Below are 21,455 nucleotides of genomic sequence, written 5' to 3'. Positions count from 1 at the left end.
AAGCACGTCCAGACAGAGTGCGCCGCCGGTATGGTTAGGATAGATTCAGGTCAGAGTCCACTGATCAGGGAAGAGGAACAATTACCTCAGAGGTAATGGTGAAGCCTGTCGCCCTCTTTCATGCTTAACCGGAACTCAGACAACCACGCTCCAGGAGAGCCCATGCAAACCGGACAGATACTCGCTGAACTGCGCAAGACACGGCGACTGAGCCAACTGGATCTGGCCCTGCGTGCGGAGGTGTCCAGCCGTCACCTGAGCTTTATCGAAACCGGCCGCAGCCAGGCAAGCGCCCCTATGCTCAAGCGGCTGGCCATGGAGCTGGAGCTGAGCTGCCGGGACACCAACCGGCTGCTGCTGTCCGCCGGCTATGCTCCGGCCTTCAGCAACACCGATCTAGACAGCGACGCCATGGCACCGGTGCGCCAGGCGCTGGAGATCATGCTGGTCAATCACAACCCCTTCCCTGCCGTGGTGCTGGATGCCCACTGGAATGTACTGATGGCCAATCAGGCCCAGCAACAACTGATGAGCCTGATGATGCAGGAGCGCGGCCCCTTCCCACAGACCGCCAATGTGGTGGAGCTGGTGTTTCACCCCCAGGGCTACCGGCCCTTTCTGGTCAATTGGGAGGACGTGGCGAGCTTTCTGTTACGACGCCTGCACCGGGACCACCAGGCGAGACCGGATCCGGGGCTGGCTAGCCTGCTCAGACGCCTGGGTGAACTGGCAGATGTGGAGGCTCTGCTCCACCAGGAGCCGCCCGGTGACCGCAGCGAGCCCATGCTGGCCCTGGAAATTGACCTGGCCGGGCAGCGCCTGCGCAGTTTCTCCACCCTGGCCAGTTTCGGCACCGCTCTGGATGTGGTGATGGAAGAGCTGCGTATCGAGCATTATTTCCCCGCCGATGACGCCACCCGCCGCTGGTTTCGCAAGCAGATTCAATAAGCCCATCGAAGGGGCAGGCGCAAACCCGTATAATTCGCCCCCCGAGAATCAACCGGCAGTGATAATGACTGATTTTACCCCCGGCCAGCGCTGGCTGAGCGAATCCGAAACCGAACTGGGCCTCGGCATCATCAAGGAATTGGATTACCGACTGGTCACCGTGGGCTACCCGGCGGTAGAAGAGGAGCGCACCTACGCCATCAACAATGCGCCCCTGTCGCGGGTCATCTTCAGCACCGGCGACACCATCCGCACCGCCGACGAACTGGAGCTGGTGGTTACCGAGGTCAACGAACTCAACGGCCTCAAGGTCTACATGGCTCACCCGCTGGGCCAGCCGGAAGATATACAGCCGGTGCCGGAAACCCATCTGGGCCACAAACTGCGCCTGACCACCGCGCTGGATCGCCTATTGTCCAACCAGCTGTCCTCCAATCGCTGGTTTGAACTGCGTGTGGATGCGCTGAACGCGCATTGCCAGCAACAGCAGTCCACCATCAAGGGGCTGCGTGGCCCGCGCATCGACCTGATCGGCCACCAGCTCTACATTGCCGACCAGGTGGCCAATCGCTTCGCTCCCCGTGTACTGCTCGCCGACGAAGTGGGGCTGGGCAAGACCATCGAAGCCGGTCTGATTCTCCATCAGCAATTGCTCAGCGGCCGCGCCAAACGGGTGCTGGTGGTGGTGCCTTCGCCGCTGGTGCACCAGTGGTTTGTGGAAATGGTGCGTCGTTTCAATCTGCACTTTTCCATTTTCGATGCGGAACGGCTCAACGCTCTGCAGCCGCAAACCAGCATCAAGGACATGCTGGCGCAGATTATCGAAGAGGAAAAAGCGGCGGCGGAAAGCGAGGACGAGGATAACGAAGAAGACGCGCAGCAGACTTGGGACAACCCTTTCCTCAGTGAACAGCTGATCCTGTGCAGCACCGATTTTCTTGCCGAGTGCGACATCGACCAGCTGGCGGCGGCGGACTGGGATCTGCTGGTAGTGGATGAAGCTCACCACCTGGAATGGGCACCGGATGCCCCCAGCGACGACTACCAGCGGGTGGAAACCATCGCCCGCCAGGCCCGCGGCCTGCTGCTGCTCACCGCCACCCCGGAACAGCTCGGCCTGGAAAGCCACTATGCCCGCCTGCGCCTGCTGGACCCGGATCGCTACCCGAGCCTGGAGGCCTTCCGCGAGGAGCAGTCCCATTACCAGGAAATCGCCAGCCTGGCCGGCAAGCTCCACGACGAGGCCAGCTGGTCCGCAGACCTGAAAGCCGAAGCGGCCCGCCTGCTGCCAGACATGACCATCAACGAAGACCAGCGCGAGGCCATCCTGGCCGAACTGCTGGACCGCTCCGGCCCGGGCCGGGTGATGTTCCGCAACACCCGCCACAATATTGCCGGCTTCCCGGCGCGCCACGTCCACGGCATTCCGTTACCCCTGCCGGAGGAGTACCACTACGAGAGCGACGAGGAGCGGGAAGGCCACCTGCACCCGGAAACCCTGTTCCACGACGATCGCTGGTGCACCCTGGACCCGCGGGTGAACTGGCTGGAGCAGTTCTTCAAGCAGCACCGCAAAGAGAAGGTGCTGGTGATCTGCGCCAACCGCCATACCGCCACCGATCTGCATGCTCACTGCAACTACAAGCTGGGCATGAACGTGGCCATGTTCCATGAAGACATGGACCTGATTGAGCGCGACCGCGCCGCCGCCTTCTTCGCCGATGATGTGGATGGTGCCCAGGCGCTGATCTGTTCTGAAATCGGCTCCGAAGGCCGTAACTTCCAGTTTGCCCACCATCTGGTACTGCTTGACCTGCCGCTGAACCCGGACCTGCTGGAACAGCGTATCGGCCGGCTGGACCGTATCGGCCAGACCGAAGACATCCAGATCCATGTGCCCTACTTCGAGGCCCACGCCCAGGAAGTGCTGTTCCGCTGGTATCACGAAGGCATGGACGCCTTCGAACACACCAACCCGGCTGGCCACGACATCTACCTGCGCAGCCGCGATGCCCTGGAGCCGCTACTGTGTGGCGACCCGGAATACACCGCCATTGATGCCCTGGTGGCGGAAACCCGCACCGTTGCCGATGAGCTGCACACCCTGATGGAAACCGGCCGCGACCGGCTGCTGGAACTGAGCTCCTTTGACAGCGAGCGGGCCGAACAACTGAAACAGGCCCTGGCGGACTGTGACGACGACAGCCCCCTGCCCTTCATGCAACGCGTATTCGACCGCTATGGTGTGGATCAGGAAGACCATTCCGACACCGCCGTGATCCTCAAGCCCGGCCAGCACATGCGTGATGCCTTCCCGGGGCTTCCGGAAGAAGGGATCACCATGACCGACAGCCGGGCCACGGCCCTGGCTCGGGATGACATGCAGTTCCTCACCTGGGAACACCCCATGGTCACCGGCAGCCTGGAAATGCTGCTCACCGAACACCGTGGCAAGGCCGCCGTGAGCCTGCTGAAGAACCCCAAGATCAACCCCGGCACCCTTTTGATCGAGGCCATCTACACCATTGATGCCGTGGCGCCTAAATACCTGCAGGCGGACCGCTTCCTGCCTACCACGGTGATTCGCCACCTGCTCGATGCCAACGGCAAGAACATCAGCCAGGCAATCAGCCACGACGGGCTCAGCCAGCAGTGCCACAAGATGGACAAGCCGCTGAGCCGCAAGATCGTCGGCAGCCAGAAACCGCTGCTGGATAAACTGCTCAAGGCCGATGAAGCCCGCGCCGCCGAAGAAGCCCGCAGCACCATCGACGGCGCTCTGGAAAAAATGCGCCAGGAACAGGGCCATGAACTGGCTCGCCTGAAGGCGCTGCAGGCCAAGAACCCGGCGGTGCGAGACGAGGAAATTCAGGCCCTGGAAGCCCAGACTGAAGCCTTGGAGAAAGTGCTCGGCGAAGCCCGCTGTCAGCTGGAAGCCGTGCGCGTGATTGTGGCCGGCGGGGTTTAAGCACAGGCTGTTGCGCTGCCCCGGCGACACCCACGTGTTACCACGTGCCTACCGTAGGAACGGAGCGTAGCGGAGTAACGCATGTAGTTCCGTGCGGCCCGAAGGGTGAGCGAAGCGAATAACCATGCTTGCATGGCGAACCCGACCGCAGGTCGGCCCGCTAGCCGGTTCGCCATGCAAGCATAGCTCCTACAATGCCACTCATTCGCCGGGCGGGAAATTTCCCCCTCCGCGACCAGACAAGGACAAAGCATGAGCGAACTGTTGAAGTGTGTGGAAATCGAGCCGGCAGGCGACGCCACGGCTACCGTGATCTGGCTGCATGGCCTGGGGGCCAGTGGTCATGATTTCGAGCCCATCGTGCCGGAGTTGCAGCTGCCAGCCGGGCTGGATGTGCGTTTTGTGTTTCCCCATGCGCCGGAGATTCCCGTCACCGTCAACGGCGGCATGGTGATGCCCGCCTGGTACGACATTCTCGCCATGGATATCGACCGCAAGGTGGATGAGGCCGGGGTACTGGCATCCGCAGATGCCGTGGATGCCCTGATCGAACGGGAAATCCAGCGCGGCATTCCCGCCCACCGGATTGTTATCGCCGGCTTCTCCCAGGGCGGCGCCGTGGCCTATCAGGCCGCGCTTCGCTACCCGCAAAAACTGGCGGGTCTGCTGGCCCTGTCCACCTATATGGCCATGCCGGTCACGCCGTCCACCGCCAATGCGTCCCTGCCGGTGATGATCTGCCACGGCAGCCAGGACCCCATGGTGCCGGAAGTGCTCGGCCGCCGGGCAGCAGACACCCTGAGCAGCCTGGGTTATGCACCGGAGTACCTCACCTACCCCATGGAGCATATGGTCTGCCTGGAGCAGATTCGTGATATCGGGCAATGGCTGAGTAAGGTCCTCGCGGCCTGACCATCACCACTGCATATCCCCTCCCCGCAGTCGCTTTGCCCGCAAGGCGACTGTGGGGATCGCTATAGCCTGCAGTAGCTAGTTCAAACGCCTCCTCAAAAAAATGCATTTTATTGCATCCCCTCCTTTCACGACCGCCATGCCCCACAGACGCCAGGCGTTACGACGTTTTACGCTTCAAACAACGCCTGTCACAACAAAACGCCGCGTGTTGTTGTCAGATAGACACAAGCCTGTCGTATAAGTGAGGAATAGCGATGAAAGTAACCACATTACCCAAGCTGTTACTGCTGGGCAGCGCACTGAGTTTGCCACTGGCCAGCCTGGCACAACCACCGGCCTGGGCCGGCAAGGGAAAAGGCCCGGCGGGACAGCAACAGGAAAGCCACGAGCGGGAATACCGCCGTGATGACCGCCACCGGGATTACCTCGATTACCGCTACAGCGACCGTGAACGCGACGCTCTGCGACGCCATCTGAGCAACAGGGATTACCAGTCCCTGCCGCCGGGCCTACAAAAGAAAGTGGCCCGCGGCGGCCAGCTGCCGCCGGGTTGGCAGAAGAAACTCCAGGTTGGCCGCACCCTGCCCGATGATCTCTACTACCACGGGCAGCGTCTGCCGGTGTACGACGGCATGCGCCGTATTGACGGGGTGACTGATGTGATCATCGACAATGAGGCAGTGAGAATCATGGACGCCACCCAGACCATCATTGATGTGTTCGGGATTCGTTGATAAACGCCAAACGTGGAAACGGAGTCCTCTCGGTGGATTACGCCTTCGGCTAATCCACCCTACAGCAATATTCCCACCTATCCCGTAGGGTGGATTAGCCGAAGGCGTAATCCACCTGTGACTCACACAAACGAAAAAGCCGCGCCCTTTCGGAGCGCGGCTTTTTTCGTGTTACCTGCAGCGTGTTGCGTGCTGCTGCGACCTGCTTACAACCAGTAAACGGTCACGAACAGGAACAGCCATACCACGTCCACGAAGTGCCAGTACCAGGCCCCTGCTTCCCAGGCAAAGCAGTTATCCGGGCTGAAGTGCCCCTTGATAACACGGATCAGGGTGATGAACAGGAAGATGGTGCCGATGGTCACGTGGGCACCGTGGAAGCCGGTGAGCAGGAAGAACAGGCTGCCGTAGATACCCGCATCCAGGGTCAGACCCATGTCATAGGCGTGCACATATTCCAGACCTTGCAGGCCCAGGAAAATGGCGCCCAGTACCACGGTAATGGCCTGGAAAATGATCAGCTTGCCGCGCTGGTTTTCCAGCAGGGCATGGTGGGCAATGGTCAGGGTAATGGAGCTGACCAGCAGGATGGCAGTGTTGATCGCCGGCAGACCCCAGGCACCCATGGGGGTGGTGGTGGTACCGTCCGGGGTAACGGTCAGCGGCCACATGGCCTGGAAACCCGGCCACAGCACTTCGTGGGTCATGGCGTTGGAGCCTTCCCCGGACAGCCACGGAATGATCAACCAGCGGGTGTAGAACATGGCGCCAAAGAAGGCGGCAAAGAACATCACCTCGGAAAAGATGAACCACAACATGCCCTGGCGATAGGAGCCGCCCAGCTGATTGCTGTGCAGGCCGCCCACGGATTCCTTGATGGTATCGCGCCACCAGGCGGCAATCACCAGCAGCAACCAGGCCAGACCGATGAAGAACAGCGGCTTGCCGAAGAAGTTCGGCTCCATGGTATCCATGGTGCTCTGCTGGATGAACTTGGCACCGCCAATGGCGGTCATGAACAAGCCGATGGACGCGGTCAGCGGCCAGGGGCTGCTCTCGGGAACGTAATACTTTTCAGTAGCCATTCGAAAATCTCCTCTACAACCGGCTGTTATCAGTTCACAGCCACGCTGTTGTTTTTACCGGCGACCCGCTCTGTCACATCGAAGATCGTATAGGACAGAGTGAATTGGTTTATATGACGTGGAATTTCCGGGTCCAGATAGAAAATCATCGGCATGTCCTTACGCTCTCCTGCGGCCAGGGTCTGCTGGTCGAAGCAGAAGCACTGGGTCTTGTGCAGGTAGCGCGCAGCTTCCCCCGGTGTTACGGAAGGAATGCTCTGGGTAATCATGTCCTTTGAGGTCGGGTTGCTGGCGTAAAAATGTACCAGGGTAATTTCCCCCGGGTGCACCTTGACCCGCTTGGTCTCAGAGGTGAATTCACCGCTGATGCCGTCGCCTTTCTGGGTAATGAATTCCACCGTCACGGTACGATCCGCCACCACCTGTTCGGGAACGTCGGTGGCGGCCGTACTGGATGTCTTGCCGTTCAGGCCGGTGATGTCACAGATAACGTTATAGAACGGCACCATGAGGAAGGCGAAGCCAAACATGGCTACCGCCCAGATCAACAGCTTTTTCAGCGTACGCTTGTTGCGTTCTTCCACGCTGAGCTGTTTTTCACTCATGGTGCCCGCTCCTGCCCGTTACCGGACTTATTTGACCACCGGCGGGGTGTCGTAGGTGTGGAACGGCGCCGGAGACGGCACTTCCCATTCCAGACCTTCGGCCCCATCCCACGGCTTGGCCGCTGCTTTTTCGCCTTTCTTCATGGCGCACAGCACGGCGACCGCCAGGAACAGCAACTGGGACAGACCGAACCAGAAGCCACCAATGGAAATCCAGAAGTTGTAGTCCGCAAACTGCAGCGCGTAATCAGCGTAACGACGCGGCATGCCGGCCAGACCCACGAAGTGCATGGGGAAGAACAGCAGGTTGGCGGAAATCAGGGAGTTCCAGAAGTGCAGCTCACCCAGGGTCTTGTTGGGCATCACGCCGGACCACTTCGGCAGCCAGTAGTAGGCAGCGGCGAAGATGGAGAAGATGGCGCCGGTCACCAGTACATAGTGGAAGTGAGCCACTACGAAGTAGGTGTCGTGGTACTGGAAGTCCACCGGGGTAATCGCCAGCATCAGACCGGACAGACCGCCACAGGTAAACAGCACCACAAAGGCAATCGCCCACTTCATTGGCAGCTCAAAGCTCATGGAGCCGCGCCACATGGTGGCCACCCAGTTGAACACCTTCACACCGGTAGGTACGGAGATCAGCATGGTCATGTACATGAAGAACAGGGTACCGGCCAGCGGCATGCCTACGGTGAACATGTGGTGAGCCCATACCACGAAGGACAGCAGCGCAATGGACGCGGTGGCGTACACCATGGAGGCGTAACCAAACAGCGGCTTGCGGGCAAAGGCCGGGATGATCGCTGACACGATACCGAAGCTCGGCAGGATCATGATGTACACCTCGGGGTGCCCGAAGAACCAGAACACGTGCTGGAACAGTACCGGGTCACCGCCGCCGGCGGCATCGAAGAAGCTGGTGCCGAAGTGACGGTCGGTGAGCATCATGGTCACTGCACCGGCCAGTACCGGGATTACCGCGATCAGCAGGAAGGCGGTGATCAGCCAGGTCCAGACGAACAGCGGCATCTTCATCAGGGTCATGCCGGGGGCACGCATGTTGAAGACGGTAACGACCACGTTGATGGCACCCATGATGGAAGAAATACCCATCATGTGAACGGACAGGATAAACAGGTCCGTGGAATCCGGGCCATATTTGGTGGACAGCGGTGCGTAGAAGGTCCAGCCGAAGTTCGGCGCACTGGGGTTGCCATCACCGAACGCACTCATGATCACGGAACCGATCAGGATCGCGAAGGCGAAGGGCAGGATCCAGAAGGACCAGTTGTTCATCCGCGGCAGCGCCATATCCGGCGCACCAATCATCAATGGAATCATCCAGTTGGCCAGGCCAACCGTGGCGGGCATCACCGCACCAAACACCATGATAAGACCATGCACGGTGGTCATCTGGTTGAAGAATTCCGGATCGACAAACTGCATGCCGGGCTCGAGCAGCTCGGCACGGATCACCATGGCCATAAAGCCGCCAGCGAGGAACATGGCAAAGCTGAACCACAGGTACAAAGTACCGATATCTTTGTGGTTAGTGCTGAACAGCCAACGTTTCAGGCCGGTCGGGGCGTGGTGATGATCGTGGTGATCATCATGGGTTGCAGCTGCAGTAGACATTGCTATCCCCTCCCTTATTCGTGGTCGTTAACGTCGGCGGGCTGGATCAGATCGCCGGTATCGTTGCCGAAAGCGTTACGCTCGTAGGTGACCACTGCCGCAATCTGGCGCGGGGTCAACTGAGCCTTGAATGCAGGCATGGCAGCACGGCCATTTACCAGCACATCGATGTGTTCGTTCAGGTATTCCGGCTTGGTCGCGAAGTCAGTGCCCGCAAACGGCAGACCGATACCGCCTTCACCATTGGCACCGTGACACAGGGCACAGGCACTGGCGTAAGTCTGCTTGCCTTCTTCCATGGCCTGATCGAGGCCGGTGAACGGGGTCAGATCCGGACCGGAAGCGGCTTTCTCTTTCTCTTCAGCAACCCAGGTCTTGAACTCGTCTTGAGTGACTACCTCTACAGCAATGGGCATGAAGGCGTGGTTCTTGCCACACAATTCCGCACACTGACCGTAGTAAGTGCCTTCTTTACCTTCCGGCACCAGCGCCCACATTTCATTGACGAAACCGGGGATCGCGTCTTTCTTGCCGCCGAAATCAGGGATCCAGAAAGAGTGGATCACGTCGTCAGAGGTCACCAGGAAGCGAACTTTCTGGCCTGACGGGATGATCAGCTTGTTATCCACTTCCAGCTGGTAGTTGTGATCTTTCTCGGGAGCTTCCTTACCCACCAGCTCTTTCGCGGTGCCATAGGGGAACAGACCGCCGGCCAGAACCGGGTTGTTGTACTGCTCCGGCGGCGTGGCCAGGTTGGAGAAGAACGACACACCAATATCGTTATCGTCTTCGTAGGTCAGGTACTCGTAGCTCCACTTCCAGCGGTAGCCGGTTACCTTCACCGTCAGCTCGGACTCGGCGCTGTCGTCAATCTGCACCAGAACGCGGGTAGCAGGCACCGCCATGGCAATCAGAATCACGAAGGGGATCACGGTCCAGAGCACTTCCAGGAATACGTTTTCATGGAAGGAGGACGGATTGGGGTTCTTGGCGCGGCGGTGGCTGATCATGGAGTACACGATCAGGCCAAACACCAGCAGACCAATGACGGTCACAATCCAGAGAACGGTGGTGTGAAGATCTTGAATATCCTGACTGACCTGGGTCACCCCTGGTCGCAGGTCGAGTTCGGAACGTTCGGTCCAGTCGCTGGCGAAGGTCATACCACTGATCATCAGTGACGTCAGACCAACCGCCGCGCGGTGGAACAGAGTTGACTGCATGCGTTTGCTCCCTGTTTTCCCCAGCATGGCCTCGTAGGGCACGCTTGTTCTTTGCCGTCACCGGCACCTGGAAAGCGAAGTTTCAGGATGATGCCGTGGAGCCGCAGCCAACGCCTTGTCACGCAGACCTCAGTGACCAAGGGGGCGGCCACTAACAGGGATCGTGCGGACGGCAAAACCCAATAAAATCAAATAGCTAGAAATCAGCACGGTCGATTTCACCAGATCGCCACAGGTGCGGCAAATTGCCCCACTGCATATATGGGCGCCAACTCTAGTCATTCGCTTGGCCAAAGTCCAGCCGAAAGGTAGGGTTTATCAAGCCTTTCAGGCAGATACGAGCCCTCCTCATCGTGCTAGACTCCGCTCCCCTTTACCACACACAGCTTGTACCACATCCATGTCAAAACGACGTCAAATCTACCGGGTGATATTCCAGAATCAGGGTCATGTGTACGAGATCTATGCCTCTCAGATATACCAAAGCGACCTGTACGGGTTTGTCGAGGTTGAGGAGTTTCTCTTCGGGGAAAGGGCCAGCCTGGTGGTGGACCCGGGAGAGGAAAAGCTGAAGCGGGAATTCAACGACGTGATGCGTTCCTTTATTCCCCTGCACGCGGTCATCCGTATCGATGAGGTAGAAAAGGAAGGTGTCGGCAAGATCATCGAATCCAGTGGCGGCAACATCACGGCCTTCCCCATGCCCCCCGGGCCGGCGCCGAAGAAGTAAGGCCCCTCCTCTGTGGGCAACAGGCAAAAAAGAAGGGCGCCAGTCTCGCTGAACGCCCCGAGGGTTGCCTGATGTTACAAGAGGAGAAAACGTGTCTTGCTTACATGATTTGTCCGGCGAGAACGATAAAGGTTCCGTCAGCGGATAAAAAAATCACTATCGGCCTCAAACCCGGGATTTGAACGAATCCCGCAACGGCTCGCCGGTATTCAGCGCCACCTGCTCGGCGCGGGCCAGCAGCCGCACGAACAGAACCACCATGACTCGGGTCATCCATTCCATAACGCAGCCTCCAGACAATTAGGGGGTGGGGTGAAGCGCATCCTGCTCCCTGGTCATCCTTTACTGACCCTTCACCACATTTGCCCGCACCCGGCGGACTCAGAAGGTCAGAGGCCTGCCGAGGGGATAAGTTCGGGGTGGTAACGCGCTTTTACCTGACTTTTACAACCGCCTTCTATTAATAGAAGCGGCTATTGCGCCTGGTCGGTCTGCTCGATGGGCTGGCCATAACGCTTGGTGGGGTTCACATCATGGGGCTGAATCCAGCCCATCACCATGCTCAGCAGAATGAACAGGAAGATCACCGCCGAAAAGCCTACCCGCCAGGCCAGGGCACGCATGGTCTTGCCGGACTTGCCGTCGTCCTTGACCAGGGAGAACAGGGCCCGCCCCAGCGAAACCACTGCCGCAATCAACAGCACGATGACAATCAGTTTCACCCACCACATAAAATCACTCCGTCTCGATGGCCCCTTCACCCTCACTTGGCGGCAAATCGGGTTTTACTATGTACAATGTGCCGCCATTGTAATGGCCGCACCTGCCAGTGCACGCACTATTGCGCTGCACCCCGTTCAGAACGGATGCTGCAGCCGCGAGAGCAAAGATCATGTCAAACACCATGAGCCGCAACCCGGTTCTATCCTGGATCGCCTTTCTGGCCACCCTTGCGGTTGTCGCCCTTTGCCTGCGGCTGAGCTGGTGGCAACTGGAGCGGGCAGAGGAAAAGCGGCTGTGGCTGGCCGCTCAGGAAGAGAAAGCCCGTCAGCCTGCGGCAGATTTGTCTGCCTTGCTGGCCGACCCGGCGCCCCTGCACCGGCAAGCCGCCGTCTCCGGCAAGCTGGACAACACCCATAACGTGCTGCTGGACAACCGCATCCGCAACGGCATAGCCGGCTACCACCTGTTAACGCCCATGCAGACCCGGGACAACCACTGGGTACTGATCAATCGGGGCTGGCTGCCTCGCGGAGCCCGGCGGGAACAATTACCCGAGATCCCCGCCATCAACGACCGGATAACCGTGGCAGGGACGGTATATCGCCCTTCCCGGGAGACATTTGTGCTCCAAAACGCTCCATTGCCAGACAATCAGTGGCCTTTACGGGTACAGAAAGTGGATTTTGACGCCATTGGCGAAAAACTTGGGGTAGAATTGGCGCCCTTCGAAATCCGGGTGCGCCCGGATCTGGCTCTGGGCGGTCACCCTCCCTTGCCACGCCCCTGGCAGGACATCGCCCCCATGGGCCCGGACAAGCACAAGGCTTATGCGCTGCAGTGGTTTGCGCTGGCAATGGCAGCCCTGCTGATATATGTTGCCGCCGCCGTGCGCAACCGGCGAAAGACGCGAGAGGAACACGCCTAATGTCTCCACGCACCAAGAACATTGCCACCCTGTCGGCGATCGTTGCTCCTTTTGTCCTGTTCTTTCTGGCGGGCCGCTTTCTGATCGATCCGTGGGAACTGCCGCGGGAAAACAAGGGGCAGCTACTGATTCCCCATATCGACATGGCCACCCTGAAAGCGGTCAATGACGATGGCGACGCCTACACCGGCGACGACATGACCGGCCTTTGGACTATCCTTTATGTGGCTGGCAGCGAGTGCGACACCCGCTGCAAGAACGGCCTGTATTACCAGATGCGCCAGGTGCGCCAGACGCTCGGCGCAGACGTAGACCGGGTGCGACGGGTCATCCTGCATACCGCTCCGGCAGGGGACTCCCTCAACGAATTCCTCAACAACAACGTGAAAGGCATGGTATCGATCTATGCCGAACCACAAACCGTGAATAACGCCCTGGCGCCGGTGCATGAAACCACCGCCGGCGAACCGATTGGCGATATTTTCCTGGTCAGCCCGGACGGCCAGATCTTCATGCGTTACCCCACGCACGAGAACATGGATGCCACCCTGGAAGAGGCGGAAAACATCCGCGTCGATCTCAAACGCACCCTGAAAGGGTCTCTGATCGGTTAACGGAACGCTATCTATGCAAGCGCTTACTCCTTCACAAATCTGGCTGCGCCGACTGTCTTTGCTGGCGGTTTTCATGGTTGCCGTAGTGATTATCCTGGGAGCCTGGACCCGCCTTTCCGATGCCGGTCTGGGCTGTCCGGACTGGCCCGGCTGCTATGGTCACCTGGATGTCCGCAAGGCCATCGACCATGTGAATACCACCAACGAAACCCTGCCCGGCAGCCTGCGCGAAGCCCACAAGACCGTGCCGGAAATGGTGCACCGCTATTTCGCCTCTACCCTGGGCCTGGTGATACTGATCATCGCGGCTCTCTCCTTCATTAACCGCAAGCAGGAAAAGCAGCCGCTCAAGTTACCCCTGTTTCTGGTAGTGCTGGTGATTTTCCAGGGCATCCTCGGCAAATGGACCGTCACCATGGGGCTGCAGCCCACCATCGTCATGCTGCATCTGCTGGGCGGTTTCACCACCTTTACCCTGCTGGTGTTACTCACTGCCCGCCTCTACCGCTGGCCCCGCTTTCTCAATGATTGCGACGTGCGCATGCTCAAGCCGATTGCCTCCATCACCCTGATCGCCGTGATCGTGCAGATCGCCCTGGGCGGCTGGACCGCCAGCAACTACGCGGCGGTCGCCTGTACCGAACTGCCGGTGTGCGAAGAAGGATGGCAGGATCGGCTCGATTTCGACGAGGCCTTTATTTTCTGGGGCCACGAGCATGACAAACCGGACTACGAATTTGGCGTTCTGGATAACGATGCCCGCACCACCATCCACGTGATGCATCGCTTCGGTGCTCTGCTGGTGACCCTGCTGGTGCTGGCACTGGTAGCCAAGATCCTGATCCGCGCACGCAGTGTATTCTTCCGCAATTTCGCACTGGGAATCTTCGCCTTGCTGGTGGTGCAAATCGCCCTGGGGCTGAGTAATGTGATGTTTGCCGTGCCCCTGGATGTGGCCGTCGCCCACAATTTCGTGGCCGTACTGCTGCTCGCCAGTCTGGTACTCTTCATCCGCGCAATTAATGTGAAATGCGGCCAGAGCCAACCGTCTCCGTCCACATCGTCCAAAGCGCAAGGAGCGTGACCATGAGCCAACCCGCCACCTGGCGCGACTACCTGGCCCTGACCAAACCCGGGGTTGTCATGCTGCTGATGGTGACCGCCGTGGCCGGCATGTTTCTGGCCACCGAGCCGGCCGGCATGGTGCCGATGCACATCTTCATCCCGGCCTTTCTGGGGCTAACCCTGGCGATGATGTCGTCCGCGGCCATCAATCAGATCATGGACCAGAAAATCGATGCGATAATGAAGCGCACCGAGAAGCGCCCGCTGGTGGCCGGCAAGCTGAGCCCGAAAGCGGCCATTGCCTTCGCCATACTGCTGGCGGCGGCCTCCATGGTCATGCTGTATTTTCTGGTCAACCCGATTACTGCCTGGCTCACCCTGTTCGGCTTTGTCGGCTATGCCTTCATTTATACCCTCTATCTCAAACGCGCCACACCACAGAACATCGTGATTGGCGGTATCGCCGGCGCCATCCCGCCGTTGTTGGGCTGGGTCGCTGTCACCGGCGAGGTGCATCCCTATGCCTGGCTGCTGGTGTTGATCATCTTCGTCTGGACACCGCCGCACTTCTGGGCATTGGCCATTCACCGTCGCGACGAATACGCCAAGGCCGACATTCCCATGCTGCCGGTGACCCACGGCATCCCGTTCACCCGGGAGTCGGTGCTGTACTACACCATTTTGCTGTTTATCTGCACCCTGCTGCCCTACCTGACCGGCATGAGCGACCTGATCTATCTGCTCAGCGCCCTGATCCTGGGGCTGGTGTTTCTGTTCCACGCGGTGCGGCTGCGGTTTTCCGATGACCCGACACTGCCGATGAAAACCTTCGGCTATTCCATTACCTATCTCTTTGCGCTGTTTACCGCGCTGCTGGTCGACCACTATCTGCCGGTGACGCCACAGACCGTGGCCGGGTGGCTGGGAGCGTAAAAAGACCAATTGAGAATGGAGAATTGATAACTGGCGCGAGCCAGATTTTGAGATTCTCCAACCCAGGAGGCCGCGCTCAATGTCTGGGCGCGGCCTCTTTGCTTTCAGGCTACGGAGCAGCCCATCCGCGCCGTTATCGATTCTCAACTATCCACTATCAATTGCCCCTCGCATCCCGCCCACCTGTTGGCGTTATACTGGCTGTATAACGACAAACCGGGAGGACCTCATGACAACGCGCACCATGGATGAGTGGCTGGACGCCTACGGCGAAAGCCACCAGAACCCCACCAACAAGAAAGTCCACTTTGTCTGTGTACCAGTCATTTTCTTCAGCATCGTGGGTTTTCTGTGGGCCATCCCGGCCCCCTTCTTTGCCGGCTTCTGGGCGTTCCTCACTCTGGTTGGCGTCACCCTCTATTATGCTCGCCTTTCCCGTCCTATTGCCCTGGGCATGCTGGTTTTCAGTCTGGCCTGCCTGTTCGTCCTGTCACTGATCGCCGCTAGTGGCGCCAGCGTCTTCTGGGTATCCCTGGTTCTGTTTGTGGTGGCCTGGATCGGCCAGTTCTGGGGACACAAGGTGGAAGGCAAGAAACCCTCCTTCTTCGAGGACATCCAGTACCTGATGATCGGCCCGGCCTGGATCATGGGGTTTCTGTATCGGAAATGGGGCATCAGATACTGACAGCCTCTCTACGAAACCACTGTAGGAACGGAGCGTAGCGGAGTAACGCACGTAGTTCCGTGCGGCCCGAAGGGTGAGCGAAGCGAATAATACCTCTCGAGGTGCGAACCGAGCGATAGCGAGGGATGCGTTAGAGGTTAGCGCCAAAAGCATTTTATTGATAAAGCATTGAAGCAAGGATCACCGCTACTCCTTCGCCAGGGCTCAGATTCGCACCTCAAGAGGTGCTCCTACAGGCGCCTACTAGTACCGCCTTTCCCCATTAACACTTTTGCAGTAGTTTATAGCCACAATAAAACTGCACGGGGAAGGCTATCGTCATGGGGACTCTTATTTTTATCGGCGTTATCGTCGCCGTTATCATCTACATCATTGCCGTCTACAACCGCCTGATTGCCCTGAAGAACCGTTTCAAGAACGGCTTTGCGCAGATTGATGTGCAGCTGCAGCGCCGCCACGATCTGATCCCCAACCTGGTGGAAACCGCCAAGGCTTACATGAGCCACGAGAAGGACACCCTGACCCAGGTGATCGAGGCCCGTAATCAGGCAGTGAGTGCCAAGAAAGCGGCGGCGGAACACCCCGACGATGGTGGCGCGGTAAGCAATCTGGGCAAGGCTGAATCCCTGCTATCCGGCTCCCTCGCCAACTTCTTCGCGCTCAGCGAAAACTACCCGGATCTGAAAGCCAACGACACCATGGCCCAGTTGATGGAAGAGCTGAGCAGTACGGAAAACCGCATCGGCTTTGCCCGTCAGGCATTCAATGATGCGGTGATGAACTACAACACCTATCGCGAACAGTTCCCTCAGAACTTCATTGGCGGCCTGTTCGGCAGCTTCAAGGAAGCCCAGCTTCTGAAAATCGAGACCGAGGAAGCCCGCAAAGCAGTGAAAGTCAGCTTCTGAGTCGGCGACCATGGATTTCTTTCAGCATCAGGAGCGGGCTCGCCGCAAGACCGGGCTGCTGGTCCTGTATTTTTTCCTGGCCGTTGTTGCCATTCTGGTCTGTGTGAATCTGGCACTACTGCTGGCATTTGCCTGGATGGACGTGCAACTCCCTCCCGGCCAGTGGCTCACGCACCCCATGACACTGGGGATCAGCGTGTTCACCCTGCTGGTGATGCTGTGCGGCTGCCTGTTCAAGAGCTGGAAATTACGCAGGGGCGGCAAGGGCCTGGCCGCCATGCTGGGCGCTCGCCCGATTGACCCGGACACCCGCCACAGCGACGAAAAGAAACTGATCAATGTGGTGGAGGAAATGAGCATTGCCTCCGGCATCCCCGCCCCGCAGCTGTATGTACTGGACAAAGAAGAGGCCATTAACGCCTTTGTGGCCGGCTTTCGCCCTTCCGAAACCGTGCTGGTGGTTACCCACGGCACCTTGAAGAAACTCGACCGGGACGAACTGCAGGGCGTCATCGCCCACGAATTCAGCCATATTTTCAATGCCGACATGCGCCTCAACCTGCGCCTGATTGCCGTGCTGGCAGGCATTCTGGCGCTGGGCAAGATCGGCGAATTCATGCTGCGCGGCTCCTCCCGGCGAAGCACATCCAATCGCAAGGGTAACAGCCTGGTGCTGGTTGGCCTCGCGCTGGTGGTGGTGGGCTATCTGGGGTTGTTCTTCGGGCGGCTGATCAAGGCCGCCATTTCCCGACAGCGGGAATTGCTGGCTGACGCCTCGGCGGTGCAGTTCACCCGTAACCCGGCCGGGCTGGCCGGTGCGCTGATCAAGATCCGTAACGGCAATGGCTCCCATCTGGATTCCGTACACGCCGAAGACATGAGCCATATGTGCTTCGGAGAAACCCTGGGCTTTCGATTTCGCAATCTGCTGGCCACTCATCCACCGCTGGACGAACGCCTCGGCGCCCTGGGCAACGACTGGGTGGCCCGGGCACGCACACGGGCGCGCAGTGGCGGTCAGTCGGATGTTGCCCCCTCGGCGTCTGTGCCGGAAGGTGTGGCTGCGTTCAGTGGCGGCAGTGAAGCCAACAGCAGTGACTCGGCCGGGGCCGGCCCGTCACCTTCCCGCCGGGTGGGCACCGTCAGTGAGGCCGATGTGGGCTATGCCCGCTCGCTGCTGGAAGCCATTCCCGCAGATCTGCACAAGAAGCTTCACAACCCCGGTCAGGCAGAACTGGCCTTGTATGCCCTGATCATGAGCAGCTCGGACAGCGATCCGCAAAGCCTGCTCAAGAGCGCCGGCATGAGTGAGCACCTGCCTGCATTACAATCGTTGAGCCAGCAGTTGTCCGATCTGGGCAGCCGCCTGCGTCTGCCCATCATCGATCTGGCACTCCCCACACTTAAAGGACAACCCTCGGCCCAGCGCAGGGAGATTCTGGAGCGACTGGCCACCCTGACCCGGGCAGACCAGCGCACCACCCTGTTCGAGTGGGCACTGGTGGCCCTGGCCCGCCAGCAACTCGACGACCATGCACGGCGCAATCGCCATACCCGTTTCCACCGCTACCGCGCGGTAGCCGGCGAACTGCAACTGGCGTTTTCGGTGATGACCTGGGCCAGCGGCGCTCGCGACGAGCAGGCCCGGGCATTGTTCCGGCAAGCCAGCCATGGGCTGCTGCCCGAGGCCCGTACCTTGCTGCCACTGTCCCAGTGCAGCAGTCAGCGCCTGGGGCAGGCGCTGGATCGGCTTGCCGACCTGTCTCCCCTGCTTAAAGGCCCGGTGATCGACGGGCTGGCGGACCTGGTGCTAACTGACGGCAAGGTGCAGGTGAGTGAAGCCGAGATGCTGCGCGCCATGGCAGCCTTGATGGAGTGCCCGCTACCGCCGCTTTTTGCTGGCAATCAACACCGATAAATACGCACTTCAAAAAAATGAATAATGTTCATTTGTGCGATATTTCCTACACTCTTTGCAGCAAATCACCTCTGTGTTTGCCTGAGATTGCAGGCAAAATGCAGTCATCGCCAGAATCCTGCCACCGGTCGCAGGGGGGTGTGATAAGCAGTGATGATTCAGGGACGATCCAAGAGCAAGGCCGAGGAAGACGCCATGGAACCGAACAAAGCCAGCACCCGCAATGCCTGGGATGCCGTCGCCAGCACTACCACGCAACTCAGAGACGGCAGCCTGGACCCTGCCCTGACCGCCTGGGTGAAAACCCAAGGGTTCAATATCAATAGCACGGTTTTTTCCAGCGTCTGCCGTTTTGACGACGGGATTTATACCGGCACCCTGGTGGATCACCACGGCCATGCCTGGGAGTTTCTGGCAGACCTGAATGACCCGGCAGGTTCAGACCTGGAAGATGTCACCGCCAGCCTGGGCCCCAAATCCCCGGACCACCCCAACGCGGATCTCTGCGACCTGGTCACCATGGCACTTTACTACCAGCGCGAGCAGCAGGTGGCGGCCTGACGCCAAGGAAGAAACTGAAAAGCGGGAATTCTGGCAAGATATTCAACTTGTGCCGTAGGAGCGTCGCTGGCGGCGCGATTCCAGCCTTTGCGAGGATTTGAAGATTCAATGTAGGAGCACCGCTTGAGGTGCGAACCGAGCGTAGCGAAGAGACAGAAAGGTGGGCGGCTGCATTGTCTGAAACCTGTCGAGCTCTGAGATTCCTGATCGCCCTGCGGTCGATTTCCGCGCAAGCGCGGTTCGCCATGCAAGCATAGCTCCTACAGCGGCTTCGTAGAGAACACGAGGTTCGTGGGAACTTCTTGGCCTTTCCCTATCCAACAAGCGTAGCTCGTAGCTAGTCTCCGCCCCCTTTTCTGAACGGCAGCAGGGTCATGGCCTCTTCCCGGTAACGCTGCACGTGCGCCGCTTCTTCCCGGCAGAAATTCGCAATGGCGTCATGAAAAGCCGGTTCACGCAGATAGTGCATGGACCAGGTTATCACCGGCTCGAAGCCGCGCAGGATCTTGTGCTCCCCCTGCACCCCCGGATCAAACGCCGCCAGCTGCCGCTCGATGGCAAATTCGATGCCCTGGTAATAGCACAGCTCGAAATGCAGGCCGTCACGCTCCTCCAGGCATCCCCAGTAGCGCCCGTAAAGACACTCTGCGTCGAAAAAATATAGCGCCGCGGCCACCGGCCGGTCTCCATCCCGAGCCAGCACCAGCATCAGCTGACCCGCCAGCCGCTCGCCCACGGTGGAGAAGAAGGCCTCGTTCAGATAGGGCAGCTGACCCCGTTTCAGGTAGGTGCTGGCGTAGCATTGGTAGAAGAATGCCCAGTCGCTGGCGCTGATCTGCCCTCCCTGATGACGGGTAATGGTCAGCCCCTGTTCCTGAACCCGACGCCGTTCCTTGCGCAGGTTCTTGCGTTTGCGGGACTGAAACTGGCCCAGAAAATCATCGAAATCCCGATAATCCCGGTTAACCCAGCGAAAATGGCAGGCCTGGCGCGATACCAGCGGCAGTTCCTGTAACTGTTCCCGGCAGGCCGTATCCGGAAACAACAGGTGCCAGCCACTGGCCTGCTTTTCTCTCAGCGCCTCCTGCACCCCTCCCCAGAGCGAATCCGCAGAAATGTCACCCTGCCAGCGAGGACCCGTGACCGGCGTAAAGGGTATCGAGGTAACCAGTTTCGGGTAGTAATCCAGGCCATGGCGCTGATAGGCGTCCGCCCAGCTGTAATCGAACACATACTCGCCCCGGGAATGGCTGCGCGCATAGAGAGGCATCCAGCCGGCAGCGGTTTCCAGGTGGCAAGGCTGCCAGCCGGTTTTCGGGGTAACGGCGCCACAGCCTTGCAGGGCATCGAAAAAGGCGTCGCTGAGGAACGGATAAACAGACACTGTCACTCCAAATGAGCATGCCGCATGAGTTTCGCCGCCGGCTTGGGTACAATGCGCGAATTGTACGGCTCGATAACCTGTGCCGACGGCTGGGATCTCGTCGCAAACAGTGGCGCCGTGCAATACCGCCTCGTTTTCCGGCGGTTTACAGAGACTGTTTCAGGCCAGCGCCACCCATTGTGACCGCATATTCTTCGCGAAGCAGCGGCGTAATGGCCAGAAGCGGCTACTTTTATCACTCATTGCTCAACAAGGTAACGTCAATTTCATGAATGTCTCCAAACCCCTGACCGTTTTTTATGTCGTTGCAGCCCTGTTACTGGCCATTCCTGGCGCCTGGCTGCTGTTCGCTCCGGAAATGGCACTGGTCACCCTCCACGAGAATCTCGCCGTGGTGAAAATTTCCAACATTCACAGTCAGCAAACCGGCCTGGGCCTGTTACTGGCGGCCGTGGTAAACCTGGTCTGCCTGCTTGGCGGTGGTCAGCGTCTGCCTCTGCATGTGGCGGTGTTTTTCTACCTGGCCGGCCTGGTGGCCAGCCATGGCAGCGTGGTATTCGCGGATCAGTGGTGGCTGTGGCTGCCGGTGCTGGTCTACCTGCTGCCACTGTTGCCACTGGGTAAACTGATACCGGCCAAACTGCCCCTGGGCGGTAACGGCCAGCAGCGCGGCGAAGTGAAGTGGTTCAACCCCAACAAGGGCTTCGGCTTCATCCTCACCGACGGTGGCGAGGAACTGTTTGTACACTTCAAGGCCGTTCAGAACGGTGGTCGTCGCAGCCTGCGCACCGGCACCCGAGTCAGCTTTGATACCCGCATGTCCGACCGCGGCGAACAGGCCGATAACGTCTACATCGAACAGTAACGCATCACGCCACACGCAACATGCCGCACGC

General features: G+C 59.2%; 20 protein-coding genes. 14 read left to right on the top strand and 6 right to left on the bottom strand.

Translation table 11 applies throughout. The features are described 5' to 3' along the window. Positions 1-162: 162 nt before the first annotated feature. The 4 genes from ACMG4N_RS07130 (at position 163) to ACMG4N_RS07115 (ending at position 5,565) form a co-directional block, all read left to right on the top strand. Positions 163-948, top strand: a complete 786-nt coding sequence (locus ACMG4N_RS07130; RefSeq protein ID WP_414433170.1) for a helix-turn-helix domain-containing protein — start codon at positions 163-165, stop codon at positions 946-948. Positions 949-1,012: 64 nt separating this feature from the next. Continuing rightward, positions 1,013-3,916, top strand: coding sequence for an RNA polymerase-associated protein RapA (gene rapA / locus ACMG4N_RS07125; RefSeq protein WP_414433169.1), 2,904 nt, complete (start codon positions 1,013-1,015; stop codon positions 3,914-3,916). 252 nt (positions 3,917-4,168) lie between these two features. Continuing rightward, positions 4,169-4,828: an alpha/beta hydrolase gene (locus ACMG4N_RS07120; protein WP_414433168.1), complete on the top strand. Its 660-nt coding sequence runs from the start codon at positions 4,169-4,171 to the stop codon at positions 4,826-4,828. Between the two features lie 257 nt (positions 4,829-5,085). Then, the gene (locus ACMG4N_RS07115) at positions 5,086-5,565 is read left to right on the top strand and encodes a hypothetical protein (RefSeq protein WP_414433167.1); all 480 of its coding nucleotides are present in this window, start codon (positions 5,086-5,088) and stop codon (positions 5,563-5,565) included. A 206-nt stretch (positions 5,566-5,771) separates the two neighbouring features. Here the strand turns inward: ACMG4N_RS07115 and ACMG4N_RS07110 are convergent, their stop codons facing one another. The 4 genes from ACMG4N_RS07110 to coxB are packed head-to-tail and all read right to left on the bottom strand — an operon-like array spanning position 5,772 to position 10,113. Then, positions 5,772-6,650: a cytochrome c oxidase subunit 3 gene (locus tag ACMG4N_RS07110; protein ID WP_414433166.1), complete on the bottom strand. Its 879-nt coding sequence runs from the start codon at positions 6,648-6,650 to the stop codon at positions 5,772-5,774. 29 nt (positions 6,651-6,679) lie between these two features. Beyond that, positions 6,680-7,255, bottom strand: coding sequence for a cytochrome c oxidase assembly protein (locus ACMG4N_RS07105; protein ID WP_277673012.1), 576 nt, complete (start codon positions 7,253-7,255; stop codon positions 6,680-6,682). Between the two features lie 27 nt (positions 7,256-7,282). Beyond that, positions 7,283-8,890 carry a cytochrome c oxidase subunit I gene (ctaD, locus tag ACMG4N_RS07100; protein WP_290510014.1) on the bottom strand — a complete coding sequence of 536 codons (1,608 nt, stop codon included), beginning with the start codon at positions 8,888-8,890 and terminating at the stop codon, positions 7,283-7,285. A 14-nt stretch (positions 8,891-8,904) separates the two neighbouring features. Further along, positions 8,905-10,113 carry a cytochrome c oxidase subunit II gene (coxB, locus tag ACMG4N_RS07095; RefSeq protein ID WP_414433165.1) on the bottom strand — a complete coding sequence of 403 codons (1,209 nt, stop codon included), beginning with the start codon at positions 10,111-10,113 and terminating at the stop codon, positions 8,905-8,907. A gap of 400 nt (positions 10,114-10,513) precedes the next feature. Here coxB and ACMG4N_RS07090 point away from each other — a divergent pair, with 400 nt between their 5' ends. Beyond that, positions 10,514-10,843 carry a DUF1820 family protein gene (locus ACMG4N_RS07090; RefSeq protein WP_297770556.1) on the top strand — a complete coding sequence of 110 codons (330 nt, stop codon included), beginning with the start codon at positions 10,514-10,516 and terminating at the stop codon, positions 10,841-10,843. 473 nt (positions 10,844-11,316) lie between these two features. Here ACMG4N_RS07090 and ACMG4N_RS07085 read toward each other — a convergent pair whose 3' ends face one another. After that, positions 11,317-11,574 carry a twin transmembrane helix small protein gene (locus ACMG4N_RS07085; RefSeq protein WP_052042991.1) on the bottom strand — a complete coding sequence of 86 codons (258 nt, stop codon included), beginning with the start codon at positions 11,572-11,574 and terminating at the stop codon, positions 11,317-11,319. A gap of 161 nt (positions 11,575-11,735) precedes the next feature. Between ACMG4N_RS07085 and ACMG4N_RS07080 the strand changes: the two genes are divergently transcribed. From ACMG4N_RS07080 to ACMG4N_RS07045, 8 genes are all read left to right on the top strand, one after another. Further along, positions 11,736-12,491, top strand: a complete 756-nt coding sequence (locus ACMG4N_RS07080) for an SURF1 family protein (RefSeq protein WP_414433164.1) — start codon at positions 11,736-11,738, stop codon at positions 12,489-12,491. Beyond that, a complete protein-coding gene (locus ACMG4N_RS07075) occupies positions 12,491-13,105 on the top strand; it encodes an SCO family protein (protein ID WP_414433163.1) in 615 nt (204 codons plus the stop codon). The genes ACMG4N_RS07080 and ACMG4N_RS07075 overlap by 1 nt, the downstream gene beginning before the upstream one ends. 13 nt (positions 13,106-13,118) lie before the next feature. After that, a complete protein-coding gene (locus ACMG4N_RS07070) occupies positions 13,119-14,189 on the top strand; it encodes a COX15/CtaA family protein (protein WP_414433162.1) in 1,071 nt (356 codons plus the stop codon). A gap of 2 nt (positions 14,190-14,191) precedes the next feature. Continuing rightward, the gene (gene cyoE / locus ACMG4N_RS07065) at positions 14,192-15,103 is read left to right on the top strand and encodes a heme o synthase (protein ID WP_414433161.1); all 912 of its coding nucleotides are present in this window, start codon (positions 14,192-14,194) and stop codon (positions 15,101-15,103) included. Between the two features lie 229 nt (positions 15,104-15,332). Further along, a complete protein-coding gene (locus ACMG4N_RS07060; RefSeq protein ID WP_414433160.1) occupies positions 15,333-15,788 on the top strand; it encodes a DUF962 domain-containing protein in 456 nt (151 codons plus the stop codon). A 320-nt stretch (positions 15,789-16,108) separates the two neighbouring features. Continuing rightward, positions 16,109-16,696: a LemA family protein gene (locus ACMG4N_RS07055; protein WP_290510005.1), complete on the top strand. Its 588-nt coding sequence runs from the start codon at positions 16,109-16,111 to the stop codon at positions 16,694-16,696. A gap of 10 nt (positions 16,697-16,706) precedes the next feature. Beyond that, on the top strand, positions 16,707-18,614 hold the full coding sequence (locus ACMG4N_RS07050; protein WP_414433159.1) for a M48 family metallopeptidase: 1,908 nt from the start codon (positions 16,707-16,709) through the stop codon (positions 18,612-18,614). 195 nt (positions 18,615-18,809) lie between these two features. Continuing rightward, the gene (locus tag ACMG4N_RS07045) at positions 18,810-19,175 is read left to right on the top strand and encodes a hypothetical protein (RefSeq protein ID WP_297770533.1); all 366 of its coding nucleotides are present in this window, start codon (positions 18,810-18,812) and stop codon (positions 19,173-19,175) included. A gap of 337 nt (positions 19,176-19,512) precedes the next feature. On the opposite strand, the gene ACMG4N_RS07040 is transcribed toward ACMG4N_RS07045, so the two are convergent. Further along, positions 19,513-20,559 carry a GNAT family N-acetyltransferase gene (locus ACMG4N_RS07040; RefSeq protein WP_414433158.1) on the bottom strand — a complete coding sequence of 349 codons (1,047 nt, stop codon included), beginning with the start codon at positions 20,557-20,559 and terminating at the stop codon, positions 19,513-19,515. 268 nt (positions 20,560-20,827) lie between these two features. Between ACMG4N_RS07040 and ACMG4N_RS07035 the strand changes: the two genes are divergently transcribed. Next, positions 20,828-21,424: a cold-shock protein gene (locus ACMG4N_RS07035; protein ID WP_414433157.1), complete on the top strand. Its 597-nt coding sequence runs from the start codon at positions 20,828-20,830 to the stop codon at positions 21,422-21,424. The last annotated feature ends 31 nt before the right edge of the window (positions 21,425-21,455 follow it).

The sequence above is a fragment of the Alcanivorax sp. IL2 genome (assembly GCF_047495475.1).
Taxonomy (GTDB): Bacteria; Pseudomonadota; Gammaproteobacteria; order Pseudomonadales; family Alcanivoracaceae; genus Alcanivorax.
This window is presented reverse-complemented; position numbering and strand designations above follow the sequence as displayed.